Annotated in this window: 16 protein-coding genes; 8 read left to right on the forward strand and 8 right to left on the reverse strand. The window is 33.7% G+C overall.

Features of this window, described 5'->3' with window-relative positions; genetic code table 11:
* Positions 1-45: 45 nt before the first annotated feature.
* A complete protein-coding gene (locus OH814_RS03770) occupies positions 46-951 on the reverse strand; it encodes an NAD(P)/FAD-dependent oxidoreductase (RefSeq protein ID WP_308827163.1) in 906 nt (301 codons plus the stop codon).
* Positions 952-1,049: 98 nt separating this feature from the next.
* Here OH814_RS03770 and OH814_RS03775 point away from each other — a divergent pair, with 98 nt between their 5' ends.
* Positions 1,050-1,424: a transcriptional repressor gene (locus tag OH814_RS03775; RefSeq protein WP_308827164.1), complete on the forward strand. Its 375-nt coding sequence runs from the start codon at positions 1,050-1,052 to the stop codon at positions 1,422-1,424.
* Between the two features lie 49 nt (positions 1,425-1,473).
* On the opposite strand, the gene OH814_RS03780 is transcribed toward OH814_RS03775, so the two are convergent.
* Positions 1,474-2,187, reverse strand: a complete 714-nt coding sequence (locus OH814_RS03780) for a hypothetical protein (RefSeq protein WP_308827165.1) — start codon at positions 2,185-2,187, stop codon at positions 1,474-1,476.
* A gap of 113 nt (positions 2,188-2,300) precedes the next feature.
* Complete coding sequence (locus OH814_RS03785) at positions 2,301-4,019, reverse strand: S41 family peptidase (protein WP_308827166.1); 1,719 nt, start codon at positions 4,017-4,019, stop codon at positions 2,301-2,303.
* Between the two features lie 232 nt (positions 4,020-4,251).
* On the opposite strand from OH814_RS03785, the gene pafA reads away from it, so the two are divergent.
* Positions 4,252-5,898: an alkaline phosphatase PafA gene (gene pafA / locus OH814_RS03790; RefSeq protein WP_308827167.1), complete on the forward strand. Its 1,647-nt coding sequence runs from the start codon at positions 4,252-4,254 to the stop codon at positions 5,896-5,898.
* A 115-nt stretch (positions 5,899-6,013) separates the two neighbouring features.
* On the opposite strand, the gene OH814_RS03795 is transcribed toward pafA, so the two are convergent.
* From OH814_RS03795 to OH814_RS03815, 5 genes are all read right to left on the reverse strand, one after another.
* Entirely contained in the window at positions 6,014-6,319 is a 306-nt protein-coding gene (locus OH814_RS03795) for a barstar family protein (RefSeq protein ID WP_308827168.1), read from the reverse strand.
* A 114-nt stretch (positions 6,320-6,433) separates the two neighbouring features.
* On the reverse strand, positions 6,434-7,045 hold the full coding sequence (locus OH814_RS03800; protein WP_308827169.1) for a matrixin family metalloprotease: 612 nt from the start codon (positions 7,043-7,045) through the stop codon (positions 6,434-6,436).
* Complete coding sequence (locus tag OH814_RS03805) at positions 7,032-7,520, reverse strand: ribonuclease domain-containing protein (protein ID WP_308827170.1); 489 nt, start codon at positions 7,518-7,520, stop codon at positions 7,032-7,034. Before OH814_RS03805 ends, OH814_RS03800 begins: the two co-directional genes overlap by 14 nt.
* Positions 7,521-7,602: 82 nt before the next feature.
* On the reverse strand, positions 7,603-8,394 hold the full coding sequence (nadE, locus tag OH814_RS03810; RefSeq protein WP_079465334.1) for an NAD(+) synthase: 792 nt from the start codon (positions 8,392-8,394) through the stop codon (positions 7,603-7,605).
* Positions 8,395-8,403: 9 nt separating this feature from the next.
* Positions 8,404-8,940 (reverse strand): GNAT family N-acetyltransferase, encoded by a 537-nt coding sequence (locus tag OH814_RS03815; protein WP_308827171.1) that lies wholly within the window; start codon positions 8,938-8,940, stop codon positions 8,404-8,406.
* A gap of 119 nt (positions 8,941-9,059) precedes the next feature.
* Here OH814_RS03815 and OH814_RS03820 point away from each other — a divergent pair, with 119 nt between their 5' ends.
* From OH814_RS03820 to tnpA, 6 genes are all read left to right on the forward strand, one after another.
* Positions 9,060-10,046, forward strand: coding sequence for a gliding motility protein GldB (locus tag OH814_RS03820; protein WP_308827172.1), 987 nt, complete (start codon positions 9,060-9,062; stop codon positions 10,044-10,046).
* Between the two features lie 117 nt (positions 10,047-10,163).
* Positions 10,164-10,490: a gliding motility protein GldC gene (gene gldC, locus OH814_RS03825; RefSeq protein ID WP_076560627.1), complete on the forward strand. Its 327-nt coding sequence runs from the start codon at positions 10,164-10,166 to the stop codon at positions 10,488-10,490.
* Between the two features lie 10 nt (positions 10,491-10,500).
* A complete protein-coding gene (locus tag OH814_RS03830) occupies positions 10,501-11,715 on the forward strand; it encodes a cystathionine gamma-synthase (protein WP_308827173.1) in 1,215 nt (404 codons plus the stop codon).
* A 61-nt stretch (positions 11,716-11,776) separates the two neighbouring features.
* Positions 11,777-12,226 (forward strand): GNAT family N-acetyltransferase, encoded by a 450-nt coding sequence (locus OH814_RS03835; RefSeq protein ID WP_308827174.1) that lies wholly within the window; start codon positions 11,777-11,779, stop codon positions 12,224-12,226.
* Between the two features lie 78 nt (positions 12,227-12,304).
* Positions 12,305-12,808, forward strand: coding sequence for a DinB family protein (locus tag OH814_RS03840; RefSeq protein WP_308827175.1), 504 nt, complete (start codon positions 12,305-12,307; stop codon positions 12,806-12,808).
* A gap of 129 nt (positions 12,809-12,937) precedes the next feature.
* Complete coding sequence (tnpA, locus tag OH814_RS03845; protein WP_308827176.1) at positions 12,938-13,378, forward strand: IS200/IS605 family transposase; 441 nt, start codon at positions 12,938-12,940, stop codon at positions 13,376-13,378.
* Positions 13,379-13,383 lie beyond the last annotated feature (5 nt).

The following is a 13,383-nucleotide window of genomic DNA, read 5'->3' on the forward strand; positions in this document are numbered from 1 at the left end:
TATATCCATCAAATCTACAAAATTGATTCAATAATCTATATTTTTCTAAAAACAATCCGTCACCAGCTCCATATTCACCATTGCTCCGGCTACATTTCCTGTCATCACTGCGCTAGACACCGAACGCATCATTGAAGAATTGTCGCCACACACAAAAACTCCCGGAATGTTGGTTTTCTGAAACTGATCTGTTTTTATATGACCAAATTCTGTAAATTCACAAGCTAAATTTTTCGGAATCTCAGAATGCTGATGAAAAGGAAAGGCTCCGTAAACTGCTTCGAATTTCATTTCTGTTTGATCTGAAAAAATAATGCTTTCAACGATTCCATTATCGTGTTTCAATTCAGAAATTTCATGTTCAATAATTTTAATATTGTTTCGTTTCAGTTTTTCTAATTGCTCTTCTGTAAAGTTGGCTTTTCCTTGTGTAAGGATTGTAACATCTTCGGTTAGGTTTTTCACAAGCGAAGAAATATGCACCGCTTTATCTCCATTGGCAATAATCCCTGTTTTCTTGCCTTTATATTCATATCCGTGACAATACGGGCAATGAATTAAAGAAATTCCCCAAGATTCTTTAAAACCTTTGATGTCAGGAACCTCATCTACAAGTCCCGTTGCAATAATCAATTTCTTTGAATGAAATTTTTCTCCTTTTTCTGTAGTGATTTCAAAACCGTTTTCAGATTTTTTGGCATCAGTTGCTTTTCCTTTGTGAAAATGAACCGTCTCATATTCACTTACTTGCTTTTGCGCACTTTCTGCAATTTCTTTGGGTGATTTTCCATCCTGTGTCAGGAAATTATGAGAATGTGGAGTTTGTTCATTACAGGGCTTTCCGCTGTCTATTACTAAAGTTTTTCTTAATGATCTACCTAAAGCCATTGCTGCTGAAAGCCCGGAATAACTTCCTCCGATGATGATTACTTCGTATTCTGTGGTGTTCATAATTTCTGATTTTTAAAAATTAATGAAAATGTTTAACTTGAAAGTTTGGCAAAGTTAGAATAAATTTTTATTATTGCAACATAATCGCATTAATAAAAATGATAAGAAGAAGCACCCCAACCAAAGATGCCGTTTTTAATGTTTTAGCAGGCTCCCGAAAAGCGATGAGTCAGGAAGCTATCATGAAAAAGGTTGAGATCGATATCGATAGAGCAACAATTTACCGTGTTCTCAATCGGTTCTGTGAAGATGGCGTTCTTCATAGAATTGTTGCAGAAGACGGTAAACAGTATTTTGCGGTCTGCATCAAATGTGACGAAAAAAAACTGGCAGATTATCATTTTCATTTTCGATGCACAAAATGCGAAACGATAGAATGTCTGCCAAATGAAGTTCAGTTTACGTTAGAAAAAGGCTATGTAGTGGAAAGTGTCAACTGTATTTTAACCGGGATTTGTAAGGATTGTGTATAAAAAACCTCTGCAAAATTTACAGAGGTTCTTTATAAATTATTTTACAGAGTTACTTTTTCTTTGAGTCTCCGGAATCTACTTTTGGCTTTTCGCCTACAATCGACATTTTATTTTCAAAAGGTTTAGCTTCCAAAACGGTGATGCTGGTTTGTTCTTTCCCAAGGTTGTATTGTACAAACACAGTTTTCTCAGCAGTTCGGATAATGTAGGTATTTACGTTCTTCCAGTTATTACAAGAATGCATGTAGCCCAAATTGTAAGCTTCAGGATCTGTCTTTTTTATACGTTCTTCTTCGCCGTCACGTAAAGGTTCGCCTGTATTTATTTTAACGCCACCAAGATTTTTAATCAGCTCGTCAAAACTTTTCTGAATTTCAAGCGGAGAAAATTTCTTGTCTTTAAATTCTGTTGAAATTCTGATCTCGGCTTTGTAAGTTTTACCTTCCATTACCGTATATGAACCGTGATCGTAGAAATATTCTTTATCAAAATCTTTGGTTTGTCCGTTTCCCTGATAAGAATTTGGGTCGGTGAAAGTATATCCTTCAGGAAGTTTAAAATAAGGAAAAACTCCATTGAATTTATCGGTAACAGGGATTTTGCTGATGTTGTATCCTGTGTCTGAAATCGCTTCTGATGAATATTCATGCTCAGCTGTATTTGCATTTACTGTTTCCTTAGAAACAGCCGGATCTTCATTTTTCTTATTACAAGACCATAAAGTAAGCACTGCCAAAGCACTCGTAAAAAGCATTTTCTTCATAATTCAATAGGTTGAGAGGCGTAATTCTGCCTTGTTGTGGTAGCAAAATTGATGCTAAAGAAGATGAAGAAATTTTAAAATTATGTTAAATTGTAGATAAGACGCAACAGCAATTATCTTAAGTCTTTTAAAACCCTTTCAAATTCCAAATCTTTTTTATCTAAGAAATCCTGATCTTTATATTTAATCAATTCATTAATTCTGATTCCTGTTTGTTGGGTTTGAGAATTATCAGGATAAAAAATTCCGTTTCCTGTAAATTCCAGAAGATAATCACCGGGTAAATTTACTTTAACGAGGTCCCCGTCTGCACCGGCACTTTGCTGGCCAATCGTTAAGGATTGCGGGAAAATATTCTGAAGACTCATGGTATACCATTCGCTTGCACTTTGAGATTCGGGATTTACAAGAATAAATACTTTCCCCTGATATTGATATGTTTTTTTGTCTTTAATCTCTGGAAAATAATGAGCTCGATCTTCCAAATAAAAAAACGTGCCTATATTTTTAAGATTTGGAGCATAATATTTATAAAAATAATTTTCGACAGGAGAGAAATATTTGTAAACATAATGATGTACAAAACCACCCCAATCAGGGTAGGCTCTCATATCAAAAACAATCGCTTTTTTCTTTGAAGCATCAACTAAAATACTATCCATAACCGCATCCATCTTGTCATTGCTTACCTTATTAATAAACTGGTACGTATGATTGATTTTAAAGTAGGCAACATCGTCATGAACAATTTTACGGTTTTCTCTCTTCTGTATTTTATCCTGTAAATAAGTAACAATGAAGTCGTATTTTTCTTTATTGGAAATGTCAACCATATCAATTTTTGTAGAAAATCTCTTATTGCTCTTGCCAGATTTTACTTCTATACTCTTTTGTGAAAGATCATCGGGCCAGATCAGGTTATTTTCGTATTTTGAAAGAACATATACCAGTTTTTCATTATTCGAGGTAGATAGTAATTCTCCTTTCTCTTTGATGATTTGGGGAATGCTTTTACCATTAATTGAAGTAATCTTATCTCCAATATTAATTTGAGCTTTGGAGCAGATTTCCGGAAAAATGAGATGCGTAACTAGAATATGATCATCAACAATCTGAAAATCAAATGGCGCAAGATAATTGCCATGAAAAATATCTTTTTTATAATTCAACTGTTTGTAAAAACTGAAAGCATGACTATCCTTTAATTTTGAAGCAAATTTCGCCAGTAAAATTTCAAAATCTTTCCTTGAATTTATTTTTGAATTTTCGTCTAAACTATTTTTAAAAAACTCGTCAAAGCCTTTATCCATAATGTATTTGTGAGGAAAAAGGTAGTCTACAATTCCTTGTATTTTTGCCAATGCCAGTAAACGGTATTCTACCGGAAGATTTTCAGTTTTAGGAAATGGATATTTTTTTTCATCACTCACCAGTTTCCCTTTTGGAAGGTTTTCAAAATTATAGCGATGCTTGTAAATGGTATTGAGCAAGTCTTTATTTTCAGAACTTACTTTTCGGTTTTTCTGAAACCAGTCGAAATTCTGATTTTTTGAAAGAACGTCCCGTAATATTTCAGCAGGAGCTGAAGCTGCGAATTTTTTATTGAGTTTTGAAGTTAATTTCTCAGTTATAGAATTAAAATCATCCTGAGCGCTGATATTTTTTACATTGACCAAAAATAAACTGTCAGCATTTATCTTTCCGCTTGCGAGATCCGGATGATAATATTTAATGAAATTCCAGGTTTTGATGAAGTCATAATACTGATCTTTCTGAGCGAAAACGGATTGTTGAAATAAAAAAAAGATAAGAAGAACTGACGTTTTTTTCATGGTAATAAGTAATTTTTAAAGATAACAGATATTTGTCAATTGTAAATTAATTAAAATCAATAAATTGATAATTTTATTTTATCAGTATCGAAACTACATCTATATTAAGTTTTCAATATAAAAATGCGAAAAAATCTTATCAGATAAGACTTGTGTTTCAATAAATTTAATCAAAATTTCACACACCAAAACTTTCAAAACCCGTAAATTTGTCGCACTAAAAAGTTATTCAATGTTTAGGAAAATTTCAGTTGCTGCAGCTGCATTGCTGTCTGTAATTACAATCAATGCTCAGAAAAATAAAAACAATCAGGTTGATAGACCCAAACTGGTCGTAGGTTTGGTTATCGATCAGATGAGGTGGGATTATCTTTACCGATTCTACAGCAAGTATGGAAATGACGGTTTCAAAAGACTTTTGAATAAAGGTTATTCCTTAAATAATGTGCATATTCCTTATGTTCCTACAGTGACGGCTTTGGGACATACTTCTATTTATACAGGCTCGGTTCCTGCGATTCACGGGATTGCCGGAAATGACTGGACAGATAAAGAAACAGGTAAAAATGTATATTGTACAACTGATGAAAACGTACAGCCTGTCGGTACAACCAATGTAAAAGTAGGAAGTCACTCTCCGAAAAACCTTTGGTCTACAACTGTTACAGATGAGTTGAGATTGGCGACGAATTTTCAGGGTAAAGTAGTTGGGGTTTCTTTGAAAGACAGAGCTTCAATTCTTCCGGCTGGTCACACACCAAATGGAGCATATTGGTTTGACGATTCTACCGGAGATTTTATTACGAGTACCTGGTATATGAATGATTTGCCTCAATGGGTGAAGAGTTTTAATTCTCAAAATCTTCCGGATAAATTGGTTTCAAACGGTTGGAATACTTTATTGCCAATTAACCAATATACAGAAAGCGCACCGGATAATTCGCCTTGGGAAGGGCTTTTAGGAAGTTCGAAAACACCTGTTTTTCCTTATAATAATTTGGCTGAAGATTATAAAATTAAAAAAGATAACATCCGTTATACACCTTTTGGAAACACGTTAACTTTAAAGTTAGCTGAAGCTTCTGTGGAAGGTGAAAATTTAGGAGCCGATGACGTGACTGATATTTTAGCGATTAATTTAGCTTCAACAGATTATGCCGGACATAAATTTGGACCAAATTCTATCGAAGTGGAAGATGTTTATTTAAGGTTGGATCAGGATTTAGCTAAATTCTTCAAATATTTGGATGGAAAAGTTGGGAAGAATCAATACACAGTTTTTGTTTCTGCAGATCATGGCGGAGCGCATTCTGTAGGTTTCCTGAAAGAGCATAAGATCAACACCGGATTTTTTGGTGAAGGAATGGAGAAAAGCTTAAACGAAAAGCTGAAATCTAAGTTTGGAGTTGATAAATTAATTAACGGAGTTGATAATTATCAAATTTATTTTGATAGAAAATTAATGGCTGATAATAAACTTGAGCTTGAAGATATCAAAGAATTTGCGATTCACGAATTGGAAAAAGATCCTACAGTTTTATATGCTGTTTCTACAACAGAAGTACAGGAAGCAACAATTCCAGAACCGATAAAACAAAGAATTATCAACGGGATCAACAGACAAAGAAGTGGTGATATTCAGCTTATTTCTCATGATTCTATGCTTCCTCCATATTCAAAAACAGGAACTACACATAGTGTTTGGAATTCTTACGATGCACACATTCCTTTGATTTTTATGGGATGGGGAATTAAGCATGGTGAAAGCAATAAACAATATGACATGACGGATATTGCTCCAACGGTTTCGGCTTTGTTACACATTCAGTTTCCAAGCGGAAATGTTGGCAATCCGATTACTGAGGTTTTAGGAAAATAATATTTGGGGTATTTAAATAAAGACTCGGGCGCAGCTTTGTTGCGCCCGAGTCTTTATTTATTGGATTTCGGCGATGCGAAGCATCGCCGAAAATCTTTAATTTTTTCTCAGATTTTTACTGCTCATCAATTTCCTCTTCCTCATCTTCGTACTGCTCCAGATAATAGTTGAACGTAAAGTCTTCAACTTCCTCTTCTGCATCTTCCAGCGTTGTCAGAAGATCTTCAAACATCTCAAGCTGATCAACGCTCATATTAACAAACTCGATATGCAAAGGCATTTCCAATTCACCAGAAATTACATCTGAAAGTGCATCCAGATTATCTCCGAAATGTTCCGGAAGTTTTACTTTTTCTTTAAGTTGAGTATAAAAATCTTCATAGTCTCCGATTTCTACAAAATCGATGTATGTTGTATTCATTTTTTATTTAAATTTCTAATTTGCAAATGTAGGAGTTTTCAGTGATTGTTAAAAAGTTGTTTTTTGTCATTGCGATGAACGAAGTGACGAAGTAATCTCAAATGAATAAAAAAGTTACTTAAACTTCCAATTTTTAGTTTTTAAAAAGTTTTTACAATTATTACAAAAGTCAGTTTCTTCATCTGTAGGATTTTTACCTTCAGCATCTCTCATAAAGCAAGATTTTACAGGACAATGTTTGAGGCCTTGTGTATGTCCAATTTCATGTATAGCAACTTTGAAAAACTGATCATTTTTATTGTTGGGAGTTAACCTGAAACTTGACGCAACGCAAGATCTTCCAGGTTTAAAACCTAATCCCATAATCCCAAAATCTTTAATTGCACCTTTTGTTGTGCTAATGTCTTTTGTAGTTAAACCTATTTTTACAAATCCATTTGTGGTATTTTTACTTAAATATTGAATAATGGAATCTGCTCTATATCGATTTCTTTCTTTACAATAGCTTTCTTTTGGTAAATCAATAGCATCAAGAATTTTGAGGTGAGGATATATTTTTTTGATTTCAAAGGCTATAAATTTTGTTGTCTCAGAATTCATATCTTTAAAAGGCTGAACCAAAATAATGACCGGTTTATCGTTTAGTATATTTAAATCTTTTTTCTTGCTACATGAACAGCACCATAAAAGCACGACAATTATAAATAGATATTTATTTCTTCTCAAAACTCTTATAATGATCTTTAGTTAAATACACCTCACCGTTTTTAGTAAAAACAATTCGATCACTCTTTCTGCTTCCGCAACTGTAATTAACATCAGCTTCAAAATATTTTGCACCTTTCGGAAGCTTACCTTCTCGGTTTCCAAAATAATCTCCACCAATCGCTTTTCCCTGTAAAACGTCACAAAGATTTCCCTGTGACGGATTCCAACCCAATTTTTTGGCTTCATTTTTTGTGATATAATAATCTGGAAGGTTATGATTTTGCTTTACATAATTAATTACGACATCTTCTCGTGTTATTGAATAAATTTCACTGCTGTTTTCAGCTGTACTTCCTTCTTTTGCTTGAAATTTATTTTCAATCGTAGAATCTGTTTTCTTGTCAGCAATAAAATTATTATAAACAAACATCACAGACATTCCGAAAAGAAGTCCGAGACAGGCAAAGAAAAGAGAACGGATTTTAGGATTCATATGATTCAATTTACCAGTTTATCAGTATATCAATGTAACAATTAATTGGTAAACTGTTACATTGATAAATTGTTACATTAATTTAATTCCTCCATTCCTCATTAATATCACACACCGGAATTGGATTGATCTTATGTTGTGCAGCTTTATTCATTCTGCTGAAAATTTTAAAAACTTCGAGATCTCTACCACTATAATCGGCTTCTGTTTTTGTTCCCCATTCTTTCTGAATTTTTTCAAGTTCGGGATAGGTCGCTCCAATCTGCATTTCATCGGTTCTTTCGGCATCCCAAAGTCCGTCTGTAGGAATTGCTTCCTGAATATTTTTCACAAGATTTAAAGCTCGTGCCAATTCGTAAACTTCAGTTTTGTAAAGGTCTGCGATAGGAGAAACATCAACACCGCCATCACCGTATTTGGTGTAAAAACCAATTCCGAAATCTTCCACTTTGTTTCCGGTTCCACAAACCAAAAGGCCATTGATTTGCCCGTAATAATATAAAGTAAGCATTCTCAAACGCGATCTTGTATTCGCAAAAGCCAATTTTTCGTTTGGAAACTCGTCATCGTGAACGTCAAAAGTTTTGTATAGTTCTTCAAAAGCTGGCGTAAGATTGACAGACATTGCTTCAACATTCGGGAATTTAGATTTTAGATCATTCATGTGTTCCCAAGCTCGGTTTACCTGATCTTCTTTTTGACGAATCGGCATTTCGATCAACAACGTTTTTAATCCGGTCATCGCTGCCAAAGTAGAAACCACTCCGGAATCTACACCACCAGAAACTCCCAATACATAACCTTTTGCTCCTGATTTTTCGGCATAATCTTTCAGCCATTGTACGATATGATCTATTACTTTTTGTGTCTGCATTGTATATTTTTATGAATTAAAATTTTCTTTTTTAAGTTCGTACCAAAAACAATTTCCGTCTGGTTCTATAAATTCACCTGTTTTGTCAAATCCAAGTTTTGTTAAAATGTGGTTTGAGGCCAGATTTTCAGAATGAGCGTATGCATAAATTATTTCGGCTTTCAAATCATTAAAACCATAATCCAAAGAAGCTTTTCCTGATTCTGTAGCGTAACCTTTTCCCCATGTTTCAGGTAAAAAACGATAGCCGAGTTCGTAGAAATTTTGGTATCCGTTTACTTCGGAAGTATTTAGTTTTAGTCCGCTCCATCCGATAAGAAGTCCGCTTTCTTTTTCAATAACAGCAAGTCTTCCCAAGCCATTGTCTTCATATTGCTGCATGATCATTTTCACCACTTCTTTAGATTCTTCAATTTCAGAAAGTGTGGGCATTCCGACATACTTCATGACTTCCGGATCAGAATCGAGCAGAAAAAGACGCTTGTAATCCTCCTCCACAATATTTCGGAGAATGAGTCTTTCGGTTTCAATATGAATATTCATCATTGGTTTGGTATTGTTTTAAAGATTTTTATATAAATCTAATAGCTACAAAAAAATCCTTTTTCAGCATAAGTTTATATTTATATCCTTATTTTTGTAAACTTAAATTTCATGTAAAAATAATGAAGATTTTTAGAATTGCAGCACTTTCATGCCTTTTAGTTTTAAGTTTAGCCTCTTGTAAAAAAGAGCAGGAAACTGATTGGAAAGTAGAAATAAAAAATCCTGCCGAGAAGGTAGAACTTACCGATATCTCAAAAGAATTTTACGATGTAAATGTTCCTTTGGATCAGTTTAAAGCTAAATTTCCGTGGTTTCAGGGAACAGTTTCTGATGCCGATTTCGCTAAAAACAGAGTGAATCCTGATGAAGTGAAGATTTACAAAGAAGCAATTTCAAAAATAGATCAGACAAAACTTCAGAAAGAACTTCAGGATCTGTTTTCGCACATCAAATATTATTTTCCGAAGTTTAAAACACCGAAAGTATATCTGTTTTCATCAACATTACAGATGATTCAGGATCCTATATTTTTTGATGAGAAAACTAATTTCCTTTTTGTTGACGTAAGTGGTTTTATGGGAAATAATAACCCAAATTATAAAGGTTTGGAAAATTATTTTCAGAAATCGATGAACCCGAATAATATAGTACCTAAAGTTTCAAGAATGTTTGCAGAGCAGGTTGTTCCTTTTTCTCCCGATCATCAGAAATTTATCGATCTTTTGGTCTATAACGGAAAAATAATGCTGCTTCAGGATGCTTTTTTGCCCGAAACCCCAGATTATCTGAAAATGGATTATGATAAAAAGCAATACGACTGGTCTGTTGCCAATGAAGCAAATATTTATAATTATTTTGTTGAAAATAATTTAATTTTTGGAGACGATCACCGTTTGGTAGACCGTTTTATCAATCCGGGACCGTTTTCAAAATTTTATACAGAAATTGATAACGAATCTTCACCAATGGTCGGTGTGTTTATCGGATGGCAGATTTGTAAGGAATATCTAAAGAAAAATCCTGAGACAAAACTAACCGATTTCCTTAAAATGGATGCGACGGAAATTTTCAATAAAGCAGGATATAAACCGAAATTAGAAGAGTAAGTAGTGTTGATGGGGATTGGTTGATGGTTGATAGCTTTTAATATTATATAATTCTAACAACTAACAACTAACAACTAAAACCTAAAAACCAATTAAACATATTAGAAAAATAGAAAAATGAGAAAGACTCAAATAACGATAGATGTAGAGCTGGATGAAAATCACATTCCAGAAAAAATGACATGGAATGCTCAGGATGGAGGAGTAGAAAAAGAAGAGACAAAAGCAGTAATGATTTCCGTTTGGGACGAAAAAGCATCAGAAGCTTTAAGAATCGATCTTTGGACAAAAGAAATGCCGGTTGACCAGATGAAAATGTTTATGCATCAGATTTTAGTCTCTATGGGAAGTACTTATCAACGAGCAACAGGAGAAGATGATGTTGCAGCATGGATCGAGGAGATAGCAGAAGAATTTGCCATTAAATCAGCAATAAAAATGTAATAAATGCTGGGTGCTGGAAGCTGGTTGTCGGAAGTTTAAGACCTCCAGCTTCCATCATCCAGCTTCCAACCAAAATTATAAAACAATGAATTTCAATACAAAAGTTATACACGGCGGACAACATCACGAATCTGCAACAGGTTCTGTAAACGTTCCGGTTTTTTTAACATCTACATTCGCACAAAAAAGCCCGGGTGTACATTCAGGATATGAATATTCTAGAGCGGCAAATCCTACAAGACAGGCTTTGGAAGACTCTTTGGCAAGCATCGAAAACGGAGCAAGAGGTTTAGCTTTCGGTTCTGGTTTGGCGGCAATCGACTGTGTTTTAAAATTGTTAAATCCGGGTGATGAGGTTATTGCCGTAGACGATTTATACGGCGGAACCTACAGAATGTTTACCAGACTTTTCGAAAAATATCAGTTGAAATTTACGTTCGTGAATTTTGATGATGTTTCAAAAATTGCTGACGTCATTACTGATAAAACTAAATTGATCTGGGTAGAAACTCCAACAAATCCGTTGATGAAATTGGTCGATATCAAAGCAGTGGTAGAAATTGCAAAAGGAAAAGATATTCTGGTTGCAGTTGACAACACTTTTGCGACACCGTATCTTCAAAGACCAATCGATATGGGAGCAGATATTGTGATGCATTCTGCGACAAAATATTTAGGAGGTCACTCTGATGTTATCGCAGGAGCTTTGATCGCAAAAGATGCTGAATTAGGCGAAAAGCTTCACTTCATTCAGTTTGCGAGTGGTGGAATTTTAGGACCTCACGATTCTTATTTGGTGTTGAGAGGAATTAAAACATTAGCATTAAGAGTTCAAAGACATTCTGAAAACGGAATGGCGGTAGCAAAATATTTGGAATCTCATCCTGCAGTTGCACAAGTAATTTACCCAGGATTGGAATCTCATCCTCAATATGAATTGGCAAAAGCTCAGATGAAAGATTTCGGAGGAATGGTTTCTTTCACTTTCAAATCAGGTAAAAAAGAAGATGCTATTAAATTCTTAGAAAAAGTTAGAGTTTTCACATTGGCAGAATCTTTGGGTGGAGTAGAATCTTTAGCGAATCATCCTGCTTTAATGACTCACGCTTCAATTCCTGCTGAAAAACGTGCTGAATTGGGAATTACTGATGACTTAGTTCGTTTAAGCGTTGGAATCGAAGATGCAGAAGATTTGATTGCAGATTTGGAAAAAGCATTCTCTTAAAATAAATGAATTTAAGCATCCGTTTTTATAGCGGATGTTTATTTTTAATTAAATTTCATACATGAAAAATACAAGAAAAGCTACAGTTCAGGATGTGTCTCAATTAGCCGAGTTGTTTGATCAATACAGAGTTTTTTATCATAAAGAATCTGATATTCCGGCTGCTGAAAATTTCCTAAAAGAAAGAATAAAACGTAACGATTCTGAAATTTTTGTTGCCGAAAGTGATGATGAATTAGTAGGTTTTGTTCAGTTATATCCATTGTTTTCATCGACAAGAATGAAACGTTACTGGCTGTTGAACGATCTTTTTGTAAATGAAAATTACAGAGGAAAAGGCTTTTCAAAAGGATTGATTGAAGAAGCAAAACAATTAGCAAAATCTACCAATGCTTGCGGAGTTCTCCTTGAAACAGGAAAATCTAATGACATCGGAAACAAACTCTATCCAAGTTGTGGATTTGAAATTTACGATGAAGTGAATTTCTATGAATGGACAAATAAAATTTAATGTAACAATGTATCAATTTAGCAGTTTACCAGTAATTGTTACATTGTTAGACTGCTATATTGTTAAATTTTAAAAATTATGACTGATTTTCAAAAATATATTCAAAGATATTTAGATTTAATTCCATCTGAAAACTGGTTGGAAGAATTAAAAAAATCGGGCGAGAAAACCGTTTCTTTATTTTCATTTTTAACAGAAGAACAATCAAAATTCGCTTATGCAGAAGGAAAATGGACGCTGAAAGAAGTTCTTCTTCATTTATCGGATACCGAAAGAATTTTTCAATACAGAATTCTGGCTATAGCAAGAGGTGAACAATCTGAATTACCAGGTTTTGATGAAGAATTGTATGCACAAAACTCTTTTGCGAACGAAAGAAGTTTAGATTCTTTGTTGGAAGAGTATCAATTGGTGAGAAAATCTTCTCAGATTTTATTGGAAACAATGAGTTCTTCAGTCTTAAATAATATTGGAACTGCCAATGGTAATCAAATTTCTGCAGAAACTATTGGGAAACTGATTGTTGGACATAATATTCATCATTTGAATGTGGTGGATGAAAGGTATTTGCCGAAGTTGTAAATATTTAAAGACAATAATGTTTCTTTATCAAAGAACTTAATTAATATCAATAGGAACGGGCTTTAGCCCGTTTTATGTTTTAAATTCCTATATTGGCTTCAGCCAAAATCTAAAAATTTTATAATTTTGATGAAAACAACACAAATGCCTTTCATTAAAATTTATATTCATCTTGTATTTTCTACTATAAACCGAATTCCATTTTTAAACTCGACAGAAGTGCGAGTGATGATTTGGAAACATATAAAAGAAAACGCATCTAGCAAAGGAATTTATTTAGATATGATTAATGGTTATTCAGATCATTGCCATTGTTTAATTTCTTTAGGTTCGAATCAAAATATTGAAAAAATTGTCCAATTAATAAAAGGCGAATCTTCTTTTTGGATCAACAAAAACAAATTGACTAAAGACAAATTTGCTTGGCAGGACGAATATTTTGCAGTTTCCGTGTCAGAATCTATGATTGAATCAGTTCGAAATTATATTAAGAATCAAGAAATACATCATCAAAAGAAAACATTCGCCGAAGAATATCAAGAGTTTATTGAGAAATATGATTTTAAATAGTAAAT

The sequence above is a fragment of the Chryseobacterium sp. CFS15 genome, assembly GCF_031118795.1.
GTDB lineage: Bacteria > Bacteroidota > Bacteroidia > Flavobacteriales > Weeksellaceae > Chryseobacterium > Chryseobacterium indoltheticum.

Excerpts from the sequence above, each read along its gene's own strand:
- OH814_RS03815 (WP_308827171.1), bottom strand. The coding sequence starts at position 8,940 with ATGATGAATATTCATATTGAAACCGAAAGACTCATTCTCCGAAATATT.
- OH814_RS03785 (WP_308827166.1), bottom strand. The coding sequence starts at position 4,019 with ATGAAAAAAACGTCAGTTCTTCTTATCTTTTTTTTATTTCAACAATCC.
- OH814_RS03805 (WP_308827170.1), bottom strand. The coding sequence starts at position 7,520 with ATGAATCCTAAAATCCGTTCTCTTTTCTTTGCCTGTCTCGGACTTCTT.
- OH814_RS03780 (WP_308827165.1), bottom strand. The coding sequence starts at position 2,187 with ATGAAGAAAATGCTTTTTACGAGTGCTTTGGCAGTGCTTACTTTATGG.
- OH814_RS03820 (WP_308827172.1), top strand. The coding sequence starts at position 9,060 with ATGAAGATTTTTAGAATTGCAGCACTTTCATGCCTTTTAGTTTTAAGT.
- nadE (WP_079465334.1), bottom strand. The coding sequence starts at position 8,394 with ATGCAGACACAAAAAGTAATAGATCATATCGTACAATGGCTGAAAGAT.
- OH814_RS03795 (WP_308827168.1), bottom strand. The coding sequence starts at position 6,319 with ATGAATACAACATACATCGATTTTGTAGAAATCGGAGACTATGAAGAT.
- pafA (WP_308827167.1), top strand. The coding sequence starts at position 4,252 with ATGTTTAGGAAAATTTCAGTTGCTGCAGCTGCATTGCTGTCTGTAATT.
- tnpA (WP_308827176.1), top strand. The coding sequence starts at position 12,938 with ATGAAAACAACACAAATGCCTTTCATTAAAATTTATATTCATCTTGTA.
- OH814_RS03835 (WP_308827174.1), top strand. The coding sequence starts at position 11,777 with ATGAAAAATACAAGAAAAGCTACAGTTCAGGATGTGTCTCAATTAGCC.
- OH814_RS03840 (WP_308827175.1), top strand. The coding sequence starts at position 12,305 with ATGACTGATTTTCAAAAATATATTCAAAGATATTTAGATTTAATTCCA.
- OH814_RS03775 (WP_308827164.1), top strand. The coding sequence starts at position 1,050 with ATGATAAGAAGAAGCACCCCAACCAAAGATGCCGTTTTTAATGTTTTA.
- gldC (WP_076560627.1), top strand. The coding sequence starts at position 10,164 with ATGAGAAAGACTCAAATAACGATAGATGTAGAGCTGGATGAAAATCAC.
- OH814_RS03770 (WP_308827163.1), bottom strand. The coding sequence starts at position 951 with ATGAACACCACAGAATACGAAGTAATCATCATCGGAGGAAGTTATTCC.